At 62.4% G+C, this 14,481-nt stretch carries 12 protein-coding genes; 4 read left to right on the top strand and 8 right to left on the bottom strand.

Annotated elements, in window-relative coordinates:
- Nucleotides 1-2 precede the first annotated feature (2 nt).
- The gene (gene mutS, locus JTP94_RS04555; RefSeq protein WP_204849353.1) at nt 3-2,744 is read right to left on the bottom strand and encodes a DNA mismatch repair protein MutS; all 2,742 of its coding nucleotides are present in this window, start codon (nt 2,742-2,744) and stop codon (nt 3-5) included.
- Nucleotides 2,745-2,856: 112 nt separating this feature from the next.
- Here mutS and JTP94_RS04550 point away from each other — a divergent pair, with 112 nt between their 5' ends.
- Nucleotides 2,857-5,145, top strand: coding sequence for an NADP-dependent malic enzyme (locus JTP94_RS04550; RefSeq protein WP_204849352.1), 2,289 nt, complete (start codon nt 2,857-2,859; stop codon nt 5,143-5,145).
- A 77-nt stretch (nt 5,146-5,222) separates the two neighbouring features.
- The gene (locus JTP94_RS04545; protein WP_204849351.1) at nt 5,223-6,632 is read left to right on the top strand and encodes an adenylate/guanylate cyclase domain-containing protein; all 1,410 of its coding nucleotides are present in this window, start codon (nt 5,223-5,225) and stop codon (nt 6,630-6,632) included.
- A gap of 6 nt (nt 6,633-6,638) precedes the next feature.
- Here the strand turns inward: JTP94_RS04545 and JTP94_RS04540 are convergent, their stop codons facing one another.
- From JTP94_RS04540 to JTP94_RS04520, 5 genes are all read right to left on the bottom strand, one after another.
- Nucleotides 6,639-7,517, bottom strand: a complete 879-nt coding sequence (locus tag JTP94_RS04540; protein WP_204849350.1) for a GNAT family N-acetyltransferase — start codon at nt 7,515-7,517, stop codon at nt 6,639-6,641.
- Nucleotides 7,518-7,769: 252 nt separating this feature from the next.
- Complete coding sequence (locus tag JTP94_RS04535) at nt 7,770-10,058, bottom strand: hybrid sensor histidine kinase/response regulator (protein ID WP_204849349.1); 2,289 nt, start codon at nt 10,056-10,058, stop codon at nt 7,770-7,772.
- A 55-nt stretch (nt 10,059-10,113) separates the two neighbouring features.
- The gene (gene lspA / locus JTP94_RS04530) at nt 10,114-10,632 is read right to left on the bottom strand and encodes a signal peptidase II (protein ID WP_204849348.1); all 519 of its coding nucleotides are present in this window, start codon (nt 10,630-10,632) and stop codon (nt 10,114-10,116) included.
- A complete protein-coding gene (locus tag JTP94_RS04525; protein ID WP_204849347.1) occupies nt 10,629-11,489 on the bottom strand; it encodes an RNA methyltransferase in 861 nt (286 codons plus the stop codon). The genes lspA and JTP94_RS04525 overlap by 4 nt, the downstream gene beginning before the upstream one ends.
- Entirely contained in the window at nt 11,486-12,607 is a 1,122-nt protein-coding gene (locus JTP94_RS04520) for a class I SAM-dependent methyltransferase (protein ID WP_204849346.1), read from the bottom strand. The genes JTP94_RS04525 and JTP94_RS04520 overlap by 4 nt, the downstream gene beginning before the upstream one ends.
- 112 nt (nt 12,608-12,719) lie before the next feature.
- Here JTP94_RS04520 and JTP94_RS04515 point away from each other — a divergent pair, with 112 nt between their 5' ends.
- Both JTP94_RS04515 and JTP94_RS04510 read left to right on the top strand, forming a co-directional pair.
- Nucleotides 12,720-13,172: a carbon monoxide dehydrogenase subunit G gene (locus JTP94_RS04515; RefSeq protein WP_204849345.1), complete on the top strand. Its 453-nt coding sequence runs from the start codon at nt 12,720-12,722 to the stop codon at nt 13,170-13,172.
- Nucleotides 13,173-13,260: 88 nt separating this feature from the next.
- Entirely contained in the window at nt 13,261-13,668 is a 408-nt protein-coding gene (locus tag JTP94_RS04510; protein ID WP_409456582.1) for a GNAT family N-acetyltransferase, read from the top strand.
- Here JTP94_RS04510 and JTP94_RS04505 read toward each other — a convergent pair.
- Both JTP94_RS04505 and JTP94_RS04500 read right to left on the bottom strand, forming a co-directional pair.
- Nucleotides 13,660-13,992 (bottom strand): LapA family protein, encoded by a 333-nt coding sequence (locus JTP94_RS04505; RefSeq protein WP_204849343.1) that lies wholly within the window; start codon nt 13,990-13,992, stop codon nt 13,660-13,662. The genes JTP94_RS04510 and JTP94_RS04505 overlap by 9 nt on opposite strands.
- Before the next feature lie 168 nt (nt 13,993-14,160).
- Entirely contained in the window at nt 14,161-14,466 is a 306-nt protein-coding gene (locus JTP94_RS04500) for an integration host factor subunit beta (RefSeq protein ID WP_004120746.1), read from the bottom strand.
- Nucleotides 14,467-14,481: the final 15 nt, after the last annotated feature.

Genomic DNA, 14,481 nt, shown 5'->3' with positions numbered 1-14,481 from the left:
GGTCAGCCGGCCTTGGTCACAGTTTTCTTCAGCTCATAGAGCACGTCGAGGGCGGCACGCGGGGTAAGGTCGTCGAGATCAAGCGTCTTCAATCTCTCTTCGACCTTGGACGGCGCGCGCCGGCCGGAGGCTTCCTCGCGGCGAACCGCCACCTGGAAGAGCGGCAGATCATCGATGAGCTGGCTTGCGGGATTCTTGCGGTCGGCATCTTCGAGGCGCGTCAGAACGTCGCGGGCGCGCGCCACCACCGAGGCCGGCAGGCCGGCAAGTCGCGCCACCTGAATGCCATAGGAGCGGTCGGCCGCACCCGGCCCGACCTCATGCAGGAAAATGACGTCACCATCCCATTCCTTGACGCGCATGGTGGCATTGGACAGCCGCCCGAGCTTTTCCGAAAGCACCGTCAGCTCATGGAAATGCGTGGCGAAGAGGCCGCGGCAGCGATTGGCCTCATGCAGATGCTCGACGGCGGCCCAGGCGATGGAAAGGCCGTCGAAGGTGGCGGTGCCGCGGCCGATCTCGTCGAGAATGACGAGCGAACGCTCGGTCGCCTGATTGAGGATCGCCGCCGTCTCGACCATCTCGACCATGAAGGTGGAGCGGCCGCGCGCCAGATCGTCGGAAGCGCCGACGCGCGAGAACAGCCGGTCGACGATGCCGATATGGGCCGACGCGGCGGGCACGAAGGCGCCCATCTGGGCGAGAATGGCGATCAGCGCGTTCTGGCGCAGGAAGGTCGATTTACCGCCCATGTTCGGGCCGGTCAAAAGCCAGATCGCCCCGTCCTTGCCGTCAGCCTTCGGCGACAGATCGCAATTATTGGCGACGAAAGGTCCGCCGGCCTGGCGGCGCAGCGCCTGCTCGACGACCGGATGGCGGCCGCCTTCGATGGCGAACATGCGGCTCGCGTCGACGGCGGGCCGGCAATAGGCCTGCTCCTCGGCGAGCAGCGCAAGGCCCGCTGCGACATCGATCACCGATAGCGCGCGGGCGCCGGCCTTGATTGCCTCAGCTTTGGCCACAACGGCCGCGACCATGCGATCGAAGGCTTCGAGCTCGATGGCGAGAGCCTTGTCGGCGGCATTGGCGATGCGGCTTTCGAGATCGGCAAGCTCGGTCGTGGTGAACCGCATGGCGTTCGCCATGGTCTGGCGGTGAATGAAGCGTGCCTTGGCTTCGCTGCTATCCGTCATCGGACCGGCATTGCCGGCGGTAACTTCGATGAAATAGCCGAGAACATTGTTGTGCTTGATCTTCAGCGACTTGATGCCGGTTTCCTCAGCATATTGCAGCTGCAGGCCGGCAATGACGCGGCGCGACTGGTCGCGCAGCGCACGCACCTCGTCTAGCTCGGCATTCGCTCCTTCCCGCAAAAAGCCGCCGTCGCGCTTCAGCAAGGGCAGTTCGTCTGCGAGCGTGGCGGCAAGCAGGGCTTCGAGATCGTCAGGCAAGGCACCGAGGCCAGCAAATGCAGCCTTCAGTTCTTCCGGCAGAAGTGCTGCACCGAGCATACGGGCGATATCGGCAGCCGCGCCCAGCCCCTGGCGGATCGCCCAGAGATCGCGCGGGCCGCCACGATCGAGCGCGAGGCGTGACAAGGCGCGCGGCATATCGGGCACATGCTTCAGCGCTGCCCGCAGATCGCTGCAGAGCGAAGGCTCCTCGGTAAGGAAGCCGATCGAATCCAGCCGTTCGTTGATGCGCTGGGGATCGGTGAGCGGCGACATCAGCCGTTCGGCGAGCAAACGAGCGCCGCCGCCGGTCACGGTGCGGTCGATCGCCTTCAGGAGCGAACCGTTGCGGTCGCCGGAGAGCGTGCGCACCAGTTCGAGATTGGCACGGGTGGCGGGATCGATGAACAGCGTCGATGCGCCGCTTTCGCGTTCCGGCAGCCCGAGCGGCGGCCGCTCGGCGATCTGGGTCTTTTCGACATAGGCGACGGCAGCGGCAGCGGCGGCCAGCTCGGCGCGACTGAACGTCCCGAAACCATCGAGCGTCGAAACGCCGAAATATCTCACGATGCGCCCCTCGGCGCTGGCGCTGTCGAACAGCACCGCCGGCTGCGGAACGGCCGTGCGGCCGAGCACGTCGAAGACCGGCTTCAGCTCGGGATCATGAAACATCGTATCCGGCAGGATCAGCTCGCGCGGATCGATACGCAGGATATCGGCGAGCAACCGCGACGCCTCAGTCTCGGCCAGCCGGAAGACCCCCGTCGAAATGTCGATCCAGGCGAGCGCCAGTTGCGGCTCGGCGCCGCCGCGAATGCGCGTCAGCGCCATCAGATAGTTGGATTCCGAAGGCGAGAGCAGTTTTTCCTCGGTAATCGTGCCCGGCGTCACCAGACGCACGACATCGCGCCGGACGACAGACTTGCCGCCGCGCTTCTTTGCCTCGGCCGGGTCTTCCACCTGCTCGCAGACGGCCACGCGGAAACCCAGTGAGATCAGCTTCTGCAGATAGTCGTCGGCGGCATGCACCGGCACCCCGCACATCGGGATGTCCTGGCCCATATGCTGGCCGCGCTTGGTGAGCGTGATGCCGAGCGCGCGCGACGCATCGACGGCGTCCTCGAAGAACAATTCGTAGAAATCGCCCATGCGGTAAAACAGCAGCGAACCCGGATTGTTCGCCTTGATCTCGATGTACTGTTCCATCATCGGAGTCGCGGAGGCGCGACTTTCCTCCGAGGCAAGCTCGGCGGCCGAGAAAGCATCGACGCTGGTGGTTATACGTTCGTTCACGGAGGTGCAGTTTTTCCAAAAAATGAGGTGTCACCCTATCCGTGCGCCGCTATAGAAGACAACAGCTATCGGGCAAGAGGGACCGGTCGCCCACAGGAGGTTTGGAGGAACAATGGCTGACAACAAGAGCAAGTCGCGTCCAGGAGCGGGGATCACCGATCAGGAGGCACTGGATTTCCACAGGCAGGGCCGCCCCGGCAAGCTCGAGATCAATCCGACCAAGCCAATGGCGACGCAGCGCGATCTTTCCCTTGCCTATTCGCCCGGTGTCGCCGTTCCCGTGAAGGCGATCGCCGCCGATCCCGCCACAGCCTATGACTATACCACGCGCGGCAACATGGTGGCCGTCATCTCCAACGGCACAGCCATTCTCGGCCTGGGCAATCTCGGGGCACTGGCCTCCAAACCTGTCATGGAAGGCAAGGCAGTTCTCTTCAAGCGCTTTGCCGACGTCGATTCGATCGACCTCGAGATCGATACCGAGAATGTCGATGAATTCATCAATTGCGTGCGCTATCTCGGTCCCTCCTTCGGCGGCATCAATCTCGAAGACATCAAGGCGCCCGACTGCTTTATCATCGAGCAGCGCCTGCGCGAACTCATGGACATCCCCGTCTTCCATGATGACCAGCACGGCACCGCCATCATCGCCGCCGCCGGCCTGATCAACGCTCTCGAGCTGACGGGTCGTGACCTCAAGACCACCAAGCTCGTCTGCAACGGCGCCGGTGCCGCCGCAATCGCCTGCGTCGAGCTGATCAAGGCCATGGGCTTCAACCCGGAAAACGTCGTCCTTTGCGACACGAAGGGCGTGATCTACCAGGGCCGCAGCGAGGGCATGAACCAGTGGAAATCGGCGCATGCGGTCAAGACCGACAAGCGCACGCTGGAAGAGGCGATGAAGGGGGCAGACGTCGTGTTCGGCCTGTCGCAGAAAGACGCCTTCTCCGCCGAGATGATCCGTTCGATGGCAGACAAGCCGATCATCTTCGCCATGGCCAATCCCGATCCGGAAATCACGCCGGAGGAAGTCGCCCGTATCCGCGACGATGCGATCATGGCGACCGGGCGCTCGGACTATCCGAACCAGGTCAACAACGTCCTCGGCTTTCCCTACATCTTCCGCGGCGCGCTCGACGTGCGCGCCACCACCATCAACGACGAGATGAAGATCGCAGCCGTCCACGCGCTCGCAAGCCTTGCGCGCGAAGACGTGCCTGACGACGTCGTGGCAGCCTATCAGGGCGCAAGGCCGCGTTTCGGCGCGCAATACATCATTCCCGTGCCGTTCGATCCGCGCCTGATCTCGGCGATCCCGGTGGCCGTGGCCAAGGCGGCGATCGAGAGTGGTGTGGCCCGCCGTGAAATGCCCGATATGGCCGCCTATGCCCGCGAGCTTTCCGCCAGGCGCGATCCGATCGCCTCGACGCTGGCTCAGCTCTACGAGCGCGTGCGCCGGCATCAGAAGCGCATCGTCTTTGCCGAGGCGGAAGAAGAGCAGGTCATGCGCGCCGCCCTCTCCTATGCCAACCAGGGGCTCGGCACCGCCATCCTGCTCGGCCGCGAGGATCTGATCCACTCCACCGCCGAACGCGCCGGCATCGACCTCAATCGCCCCGGTCTCGAAATCGTCAACGCCCGCATTTCTAAGCGGGTCGATGCCTATATCGACTATCTCTATGCCCGGCTGCAGCGCCAGGGCTACCTGCACCGCGACGTGACGCGTCTGATCCATAACGATCGCAATCACTTCGCCGCCTGCATGGTGGCATTGGGCGATGCCGACGGCATGGTGACGGGCGTGACGCGCAACTATTCGACAGCGCTCGGAGACGTGCGCCGCTGCATCGACGCGAAGCCTGGGCACCGGGTTATCGGCGTGTCGCTGGTGATCGCCCGCGGCCGCACCGTCTTCGTCGCCGATACCGCCGTGCACGACATGCCAACGGCCGAGGAGCTGGCCGACATCGCCGAGGAAGCAGCCGGCTTCACCCGGCGCATGGGCTATGAGCCGCGCGTCGCCATGCTCGCCTATTCCACCTTCGGCCATCCGTCGGGCGAACGCTCCGAGCGGGTGCGTGAAGCCGTCAGCATCCTCGACAAGCGCTATGTGAACTTCGAATTCGACGGCGAAATGGCCGCTGACGTGGCGCTGAACCGCAAGATCATGGAGAGCCTCTATCCCTTCTCGCGGCTCTCCGGACCGGCAAACGTGCTTGTCATGCCGGCGTTCCACTCGGCCGCGATCTCCACCAAGATGCTGCAGGAACTCGGCGGTTCCACAGTGATCGGGCCGCTGCTCGTCGGGCTCGACAAGCCGGTGCAGATCACCTCCATGGGCGCCAAGGATTCCGACATCGTCAACATGGCCGCCATCGCCGCCTATGGTGCAGGATCGTAGCCGCTACGCCAGATGGCGGAGCCCGTGACCGAACAAAGGTGATGGGCTGCCGCATCAATTCGGTGTAGATTACAGGGATGAGTGAAGCTCAGGTCCTGTTCGGAGTACTGCGCCATTCAGCGCGGTCGGATATTGTCGATGCTATCGAGCGGCTCGTTGTTGAGGCGCCCGACCGCAAGCTCAACCGCGTGAATGTCCTGGCCTTCGCGGCCGACCAAGGCTTCGATGAAGAGCAGGCCATCAACGCCTTTCTGCATGGCTCGCACCTCGGCCTGTTCGAGATGTCGTGGAATGTTCTCTGTCCGGGCTGCGGTGGGGTGTTGGATGCCAATACCTCGCTGAAAACAGTGCAAAGCGAAACCTATAACTGCACGCTGTGCGCGGCCGGCTACGAGCCGACGCTCGACGAGATGGTTGAAGTCACCTTCACCGTCAGTCCGCGCGTGCGCCACATCGAAGCTCACAATCCGCACGAACTGCCGCCCCTCGAATATTTCCGACAGATCTATTGGGGCTCCGGCGTCGACCTTCCCGACGAGGGTTACGAGGAGAAAGTCGATCAATTCATCCTGGAATCGCTGGAACTGCCGCCCGGCGAGAAGGCTGTCATATCGCTTCAGTTGCCGGCGGAATTTACCATCATCTTCGAGCCCGTCACGCACGCCGCGCAGTTCCTCGACGTGAAGGGAGAACCATCGAAGGAACGGCAGACCCTCTCGCTCGTTTTCGACCGCATGCACCGACACAGCGAGGCCATCGAACTGCGCCCCGGCCCCTTGCGCATCATGATGGAGAACCATACGGACCTCCGCGTGCTGCCGTCGATCTGCCTGGCCAACGAGGCTCTCCACACCCTGCTCGGCCAACGCCGACCGTTCCTGACCGCCAAGCGCCTGCTCTCCAATCAGACGTTCCGCGACATCTATCGCACGGACACGATCGATATCGACCAGCGACTGAAGATCACCAGCCTCACCTTTCTCTTCACCGATCTGCGCGGCTCGACCGAGCTGTACGAAAGGGTCGGCGACCTCGCAGCCTTCGATCTGGTCAGGACCCATTTCGGCATCCTGCACGAGATCGTGGCGGCGGAGGCGGGCGCGGTCGTCAAGACCATCGGCGATGCCGTCATGGCCACCTTCCCGACACCGGACCGGGCATTGATCGCGGCAATGCGGATGCGCGAGGCCATGCTCAGCCTCAACAAGGAGCGGGGCAGCGACGATCTTCTTCTGAAAATCGGCCTCCACGAGGGACCGTGCATCGCGGTGAGTCTCAATGAACGGCAGGACTATTTCGGGCAAACGGTCAATATCGCATCGCGCGTCCAGCATCTCGCCACGTCACGCGAAATATTCGCAACCAGTTCGGTGCTCGATAATCCTCGCGCCGCTGAACTGATGACAACGCGCGGCCTCACGCCGCAATCTCATCACGTCGCGCTTCGAGGCATTACGGATGCAATGGATATTTTTGCGATCCCTTGAGATCCGTCAGCTTGCGAAGCGACCGGCATCCGCGCCGTAATAATTGACGTAGCGATCCGAGATGCTGGCGATCGGCAGGACGATCAGGACGTCAGTCGTGTTGAAGGCCTGATCGACGACAGCGGTCGAACCGACCATGGCGCCGAGGCGCAGATAACCCTTGATCAGCGGCGGCAGCGCCATCAAAGCCTTCTTCGGATTGACGGCTTCGACCGGCATCAGGTCCATGTTGCGGGCAAGCGACGGCAGGGCGCCGACCGTCCATTCGTCCTTGGCAAGGACGTTGTGGTAGAGGAAGGACAGAGCCAGCGCATGCTGTTCCGGCAGGACGCCGGGGAAGGAGGCGCAACCGATCATCGCGCCCATGCCGTGCTTCAGCGCATAGGCCCAATTGCCCTGCCACAGCAGCTCAACGGTACGCTTGTTGCGGTATGCGGGCAGCACGCAGGAACGGCCAAGCTCCATAAAACGCTTGTCGGGATGGCGAGCGAGCAGCGCGTCGATGTCGAATTCCGAGGAGGAATAGAAGCCGCTATTGGCCATGGCCACTTCCTGGCGCAGCAGGCGATAAGTGCCGACGATCTGGTCTTCCGGATCGCCTTCAAGCGAGCGGTCTAACACCAGCAGATGATCACAGATTGCGTCCCAGCCATCGATATCGCGCTGGCGACGCATGGCGTCGGCCGGCAATTGCGCGTTCATCTCCTCGACGAAAACGCGATAGCGGACGGCCTGAGCGGCATCGATCTCGCGCGCCGTGCGAGCAAGGCGCGTTTCTAGATTTCCGATGCGTCCGAGCACATCGCTGGCAACCGGCGCAACCGTTGCCTTTGAAGACTGAACCATTTCGCCCTGAGCTTCGCGATTCAAGATTTCGATGGACATGGCGATTCTCCCCCTGCGGGCCGATATAGCGCCATAAACCAAATTCGTGCGACAGGAAAGTGACATGCAGCTTTGCTAAAAGCAAGAAGTGTGCCCGTTGCAATTTTTGAATGGGCGCCCCGTCCCCAACTTAACGACAGCAATTCGCGCAGGTTGAAGGTCGCCGCAAGCCACTATCGGTCATTGCCGCCTGATCGGTTCAGGCGACATGATGGATATGCGCGATCTTGATTCGAAAATCAAATGTCCGGCTCAAGCGCGTTCGAAAGCCACCTTCGACAGGCTCTGCACGGTGGCTATCAGCCGCTCAGGATCGACGGGCTTGAGGATCACGGCATCGGCCCCGGCGAGCAGCGCCTGACGGCGGATCGCATCGCGGCTGTCGGCGGTCAATACGACGATCGGCAAGGGCGGCAATCCCTGCCGGCGCTCATGGGCGCGCAGTTGCGCGAGGACGGCAACTGCGGTGCCGCCGGGCATGTTGAAATCGGTGACGATGACATCCGGCCGAGCCTCGCCGTTTTGCGCGCGAGCACGCAGGCCGTCGAAATCCTCGACGAGGCGAACCCTGTGACCGGCCTTGGCGAGCATGGCGCGAACCAGCATCGCGTTGACCGGATCATCCTCGCCAAGCAGGATGTTGAGTGCGGGATCCTCGCCCTCCGGCGTCGTTATCCCGATCTCGGACACACCGTCACTCGAATGGTCACGCCTTTCCATGCCGCGCATGCGACCGCTCAAGACGTCGATCAGCGACTGTTCGCGCAGCGGCCGGATGAGCCAGGCGTCGAAAAGATCGAGCGGATGGGTGTTGCGCTCCTCGGGATTGACGAGGAAAATCTTGCGCAGCGCCGGTGTCGCCAGTTCACTTCCCTCGCGGAAATACAAAGGCGCCATGCGATGATCGACAATGAGATCCGTCCAGGCACCGCCTTCCCCCATCGGGAAAGATTGCCGCAGCTCGTCCATATCGCCTGAGCCGATCAGGCGGCAATGCCCACCGAGCGCGCGGATGGTTTGCGCAATAGCTGTGCTTGCCGCGCCCTCCGGCGCCAGCAACAGGACGCGTGACCTCTCGAGCACGGCGTTACGCCGTCTGTATCCACCCTCCTCGGCGACCAGGCCGACCGGGAAGCGGATGGTGAACACGCTGCCGCTGCCGTGCTGGCTGGCGACACTGAGCCCACCGCCGAATTCGCGCAGAATGCGGGCGGAGATCGCAAGCCCAAGGCCGGTGCCGGCACTTTTTTCCACGATGGAACCAGCCTGCTCGAATTCACCGAAAATGCGAGCCTGCTCTTCCTCCGTCATCCCCGGACCGCTGTCGTGGACCGTTATCGTCAGGTCCCGCCCTTTGAGGCCTGCTCGGATGAGGATGCCGCCTGTCTGGGTGAATTTTACCGCATTGCCGATGACGTTGAACAGGACCTGGCGCAGGCGGGCGGGATCGAACTCCAACATCTCGGGGACATCGGACGCGACGCTCGCCGCGATTTCCAGGCCCTTTTCGTGGGCGCGATGGGCAAGCATTTCGACGACGCCTTCCAGCAACGGCCGCAATGCCTCCTTGCGCGGATGCAACTGGAAACGGCCGACCTCGATCGTGGAAAAATCAAGGAGGTCTTCGACCAGCTGCACCAGGGCATGGCCCGACTGGCGAATGCCCGTCAGATAATTGGCCTGCTCCAGCGTCAACCGCGTCTGGGCAAGCAGATGGTTCATGCCGAGGATGCCGGACAAGGGTGTGCGGATTTCATGGCTGACGGTGGCCAGCAGCCGCGACTTGGCTGCGCTGTTGTATTCGGCTTTCAGCCTCGCATCCTCGCGAAGGCGGGTGACCTGCCGCTCCTCGGTCACATCGCGCGCCACGCTTTGTATGCACAACTGTCCCGTCGTCGGATCGCGGAACATGACATCGTACCAGGCGAACGTACGCCGCCCTTCGGGCGTGGCAATCTCCGCATCCTGATGTTGCGCATCGGTGACGGCACGGAAGACGAGACCGGTTTCCTCCAGCGTCAGGCCCTCCGGGTTCGATCTGCCCGTCAGCCTGCGGAAGGTGGCATTGGCATCCAGAATCCGGCGGTCGATACCGCGCGTAACCGTAATGTCGCCAAGTGCGTCATGGATGGTTGCAAGCAGGCTGGTGCTTTCCCTGCGCTCCCAAAAACGATCATGCTCGTTTTCACTGAGATCGGTAATAATGACGGCAGGACCGCGGACGACGCTCCATTTTGTGAAGATAGCCATCGCTATCAGCAACAGCGCCACAAGGCACAGCGCGGCAAACAGTGCTGGCAGCCCGCCGGCGTAGCCGATCGCGAGCAGCGCGGCGCCGACAACCAGGCCGCCGCCGTTCAACCAGCGGCGTTGCAGCTTCCATGGCGCCGCCGGGCGCTGCGCCAGCTGTTCGGCATGACGCGGCGTCTCAATCGGCGTGATCAGGGACGACACGCCATCGGCCGCTCCTTCGATTGGCGGCGTCTGGCCACGGGCGATCGTAGCCGCAAGCTTTTCCTGCAGGTTTGCCAGAGTGCTCATGCAGTCTGGCTAACACACGCATCCTTCCCGATGCCTTCAAGGAAACGCTAGAATTTTAGTTTTTCGCCTTTTTCGGCATCAGAAGCTCGTCCAGGATGACGCAGCCGGCGCCAACGGTGATGAAACTGTCGGCGAGATTGAAGACGGCGAAAGACCATGTCTGCGTATGGAAGAGAATATAGTCGATCACGTGGCCGTAGAGAAAGCGGTCGATCAAATTGCCAAGGGCCCCGGCGATGATCAAGGCGAAGCCCAGATGGGCAAGCCAGCGATGATTGGGGGCACGCCGCCAAAGCCACAGGACGAAGACGACGATGACGAGCCGCATGCCGACGATGAACCAGCCATCCATGCCCGACAGCATCGAGAAGGCGACGCCGAGATTGTAGGTGCGATAGAGTGCCAGCATCGGAATGACCGGCACCATCTCCTGCAGCGGCAGCCAATGGTCGACCATGATCTTGACGGCCTGGTCGAGGATGACTGCGATGACGATGAAGATCAGGATCGGCACGGGCCGGGAAAACAGTGCGGGTTTTGCAGGCGCCTGCTCGTGGGTCTCGCTCTCGGTCATCGGCTCTCGCTAAGGGTCAGAAGATGGCGGCGGGCTTCGAACAGCATGACTGCCGTCGCAACCGCCAGATTGAGGCTGTCGGCGCGGCCGGCCTGCGGGATGCGGGCAAGCGCATCGGCCTCTTTCGCCAGGACATCCGGCAAGCCGGATTGTTCATTGCCCATCAACAGCACCACGGGCTTCTTCTTATAGTCGATCGTGCGGTAATCGACCGCACCGGCCAGATGAGTGGCGACGACGGAGACATCAGCCTTCTTCTTCCAGGCCAGAAACTCTTCCGGCGTCGCCTTGACGACGGGAACGGCGAAGACAGACCCCATGGTGGCGCGCACGGTTTCCAGCGAGAAAGGATCGGTCGTTTCGCCGACGAGGATGACGCCGGAAGCGCCGGCAGCATCGGCGGTGCGGATAATCGTGCCGAGATTGCCGGGATCGCGCACGCGGTCGAGCGCCACCCAGGTCTCGCCGGCCGCCGGCTTGACGTCCTTAAGCTGCCGCCAGCGCTGATCGAAGACGCCGACCACCATCTGCGGATTGTCGCGGCGGGTAATCGACGCAATGACCTTTTCGCTGGCCTCAAGCACCAGCCCACCGGCGGCGACCGTCTTGGCGGCGACCTGCTCGACCAAAGGCTTGCCCTTGGCGGACTTGGCATAGACCAGCGTGCGGATGGTCCAGCCGAGCTCGAGTGCGTCGATGACCAGTTTCAAACCTTCGGCCAGGAAAGCGCCGCTCTCCTCGCGCGATTTTTTGACCGTCAGCGCCTTGATATCCTTGACGATCGGATTGGCAAGCGAAGTGACTTCCTTGACCTGTCCGACCTTGCGGGGGCCGTCATTTCGGAAATCCTTGTTCATTTCGGCACCCAGCGGCTGAAGAGAGAGGTGGAAAGCGCCCTGCCCGGCGTGCGGCCGTCGAGGCCGGCCTCGCGGATGACCAGCTCGCCGGATTCGACGACGCCGCCGGCGCCGCGCATGGTCTCGCGCATCAATTCATGGATCGAATAGAAGCTGGCGCGGATCGAATAGGCCGTCAGCACCAACCCGAGCGCCTTTGGCGACAGGATCTCGCGGCAGATATCGAGCATCAAGGGCAGATGCTCGAAAAGATGCCACACTTCGCCATTCGGGCCGCGGCCGAATTTGGGCGGGTCGGTGAGAATGATGTCGTATTTGTTGCCCCGCCGCTCCTCGCGCAGGATGAATTTCATCGCATCCTCGCAGATCCAGCGGATCGGCAGCTTCTCCATGCGACCCAAGGCCTGGTTTTCCCGTGCCCAGCCGATTGCCTTCTTGGAGGCGTCGACATGGGTCACCTCCGCGCCGGCCGCAGCGGCGACCAGAGAAGCAACGCCGGTATAGCCGAAGAGGTTCAGGACCTTCAGCGGCCGTTTCGCCGCCTCGGCCTGTTCCTTCATCCATGCCCAGTGAACGATCTGCTCGGGAAAGACGCCGACATGGCGGAACGCGGTGAAGCGGCCGAGAAAATCGACGCCGAGCAACTGCAGCGGCCAGGTCTCGCTGAGCGCCTCGCGCGGAAACCGCCAGCGCCCCATGCCATCCTCGTCGGTATCACCGGTGAATATGGCATCGGCGTTGTCCCAGACATGCGAGGCGAGCGACGGCTGCCACAGCGCCTGCGCCTCCGGCCGAACGATGCGATACGGGCCATATTGCTCGAGCTTCAGCGCATTGCCGCTGTCGATCAGATGGAAATCCCCGGCACCCAGCGATTCCAGGATGACCGGTACGCGCTCCGGCGGTCGCTCACCGTTTCTCACGATCAGCGGACGCTCAGGCGCCGCAACCGTGGAGGCGGCGATACGCGGTTCGGCAATCCGCTCGCCGCGGTCACGCGATGGCGGAGCTTTGCCGCCTGACTTGACGGGCGCATCACGGCGAGCCTCCGGGCGGGGCTTTGCGCCAGGGCCGCCCGCAGCTTTCTGACCGGGCCGGCGTTCCTTCTGTTTCACCATGCTTGTCTCGAAATTGATATGAGCGTGCAAATAGCATCTGACCGCCACTTGGCAAAGCGCTTTCCGATCTGCGATGATCCATGCACAAAATGTGATATTGGGAGGACTGTGCATGGACATGACCGGCGAGGAACGGATCGCGGCACCCAGGGACGCGGTATGGGCGGCGCTGAACGACGCCGATATCCTCAAGCAGTGCATTCCCGGCTGCGAGAGCCTGGAGTGGGTTTCGCCGACCGAACTGACCGCAAAGGTGAAATTGAAGATCGGCCCGGTTTCCGCATCGTTCAACGGCGACGTGACGCTCTCCAACATCAATGCTCCGGAGAGCTACACGATCTCGGGCGAAGGAAAGGGTGGCATTGCCGGTTTTGCCAAGGGCGGAGCCGATGTCGTGCTGAAGGAAGATGGCAACGAGACGATCCTGCAATACGAAGCCAAGGCGCAAGTGGGCGGCAAGATCGCCCAGCTTGGTTCGCGGCTGGTCGATTCCAGCGCCAAGAAGCTCGCGCAACAGTTTTTTTCCGATTTCACCGCAGCGATCAACGGTCAGGCCGACGCCTGATTGCCGTTGGCACTTTTGACGCCCATATAATTCGCTCATGATATCGAGATCAGAGACTTGGACCATCCGGCCGGCGCGCGAGCAGGATATGCCGCGTCTTGCCGAGATCTATCTGCGCGTGCGCCGGGAAACATTTCTCTGGGTCGATGCCGGTCGTTTCAGCCTTGAGGACTTTGCCGTCCATACAACGGGCGAGCGCCTGTTCGTCTGCGAAGACGGGCACGGCATGATCGCGGGCTTCGCGGCGATCTGGGAGCCGGATGATTTCGTCCATATGCTGTACATTCTTCCGGCCTTTCAGGGCCACGGCGCGGGAAAGGCCCTGCTGACCGCGCTGCCGGACTGGAAAAGCCGCCGCTACCGACTGAAATGCCTGGTCAAAAATACGCGTGCGATGGCCTTCTATCAGGCAATGGGCTTCGAAATCATCGGCGACGGCGCCTCGGCGGAAGGCGATTATAAAGAGATGCGACTCGGCAACAGCCGGTTATTTTGACGGGAGCTGTCCGGCGATCTGTTCGGCGCGCGCGCGGTGCTTGTCGGCCTCGGCATGCCAGCGCACCGCCTCCTGCGACTGGCTGCGGGCGCGCTTGCGGTGCTTTCCCTGATTGAACCAGGTCACCCCAGCGCCGACGAGCATGCCAAGGATCAATGCTGCGAACAGCAATACGAACAGCGGTGCGTTCAGCGACAGGACCTGATCTTCAGGCCGAAACGGATTGAGCGCGAGCGTCACGGTTTGCCGGTTAGCAACGCAGAATACAATCAGGATGATGCCGAGCGGCAGCAATATCAACAGATTGACGATCTTCTTGGCCATTGCGCAGCTCCTTTGTCCAGGCGCATCCGTGCGATTGCACGCGTGACGCCGCCAGCCGCAGAATAGGAAAGACGCGGCCGAGTTCAAGTGCCACCGCGTCGCGGCACAATCATGTCCAATGGATATGTCCACGGGTGCATTTCGGGAAAAAACGGCCTGAGCCGGCTATTAGTTGTCGTCTTCCTCGTCGCCGGCGCCCGGATTCAGGCGTTCGCGCAGTTCCTTGCCGGTCTTGAAGAAGGGAACCCACTTCTCCTCGACGAACACCGTATCGCCCGTGCGCGGGTTGCGGCCAGAGCGCGAAGGTCGGTTCTTGACGGAGAATGCGCCGAAACCGCGAAGTTCAACCCGGTTTCCCGCAGCAAGCGCATCGGTGATCTCGTCGAGGACAGCGTTGACGATATTTTCGACGTCGCGGTGATAGAGATGCGGGTTGCGGGCGGCAACAATCTGCACCAATTCCGACTTGATCACGGCTACCCCCTTAAA

Source organism: Martinezella lusitana (assembly GCF_016901135.1).
Classification (GTDB): domain Bacteria; phylum Pseudomonadota; class Alphaproteobacteria; order Rhizobiales; family Rhizobiaceae; genus Rhizobium; species Rhizobium lusitanum_D.
This window is presented reverse-complemented; position numbering and strand designations above follow the sequence as displayed.

Excerpts from the sequence above, each read along its gene's own strand:
- JTP94_RS04550 (WP_204849352.1), top strand. The coding sequence starts at position 2,857 with ATGGCTGACAACAAGAGCAAGTCGCGTCCAGGAGCGGGGATCACCGAT.
- JTP94_RS04545 (WP_204849351.1), top strand. The coding sequence starts at position 5,223 with ATGAGTGAAGCTCAGGTCCTGTTCGGAGTACTGCGCCATTCAGCGCGG.
- JTP94_RS04540 (WP_204849350.1), bottom strand. The coding sequence starts at position 7,517 with ATGTCCATCGAAATCTTGAATCGCGAAGCTCAGGGCGAAATGGTTCAG.
- JTP94_RS04535 (WP_204849349.1), bottom strand. The coding sequence starts at position 10,058 with ATGAGCACTCTGGCAAACCTGCAGGAAAAGCTTGCGGCTACGATCGCC.
- lspA (WP_204849348.1), bottom strand. The coding sequence starts at position 10,632 with ATGACCGAGAGCGAGACCCACGAGCAGGCGCCTGCAAAACCCGCACTG.
- JTP94_RS04525 (WP_204849347.1), bottom strand. The coding sequence starts at position 11,489 with ATGAACAAGGATTTCCGAAATGACGGCCCCCGCAAGGTCGGACAGGTC.
- JTP94_RS04520 (WP_204849346.1), bottom strand. The coding sequence starts at position 12,607 with ATGGTGAAACAGAAGGAACGCCGGCCCGGTCAGAAAGCTGCGGGCGGC.
- JTP94_RS04515 (WP_204849345.1), top strand. The coding sequence starts at position 12,720 with ATGGACATGACCGGCGAGGAACGGATCGCGGCACCCAGGGACGCGGTA.
- JTP94_RS04510 (WP_409456582.1), top strand. The coding sequence starts at position 13,261 with ATGCCGCGTCTTGCCGAGATCTATCTGCGCGTGCGCCGGGAAACATTT.
- JTP94_RS04505 (WP_204849343.1), bottom strand. The coding sequence starts at position 13,992 with ATGGCCAAGAAGATCGTCAATCTGTTGATATTGCTGCCGCTCGGCATC.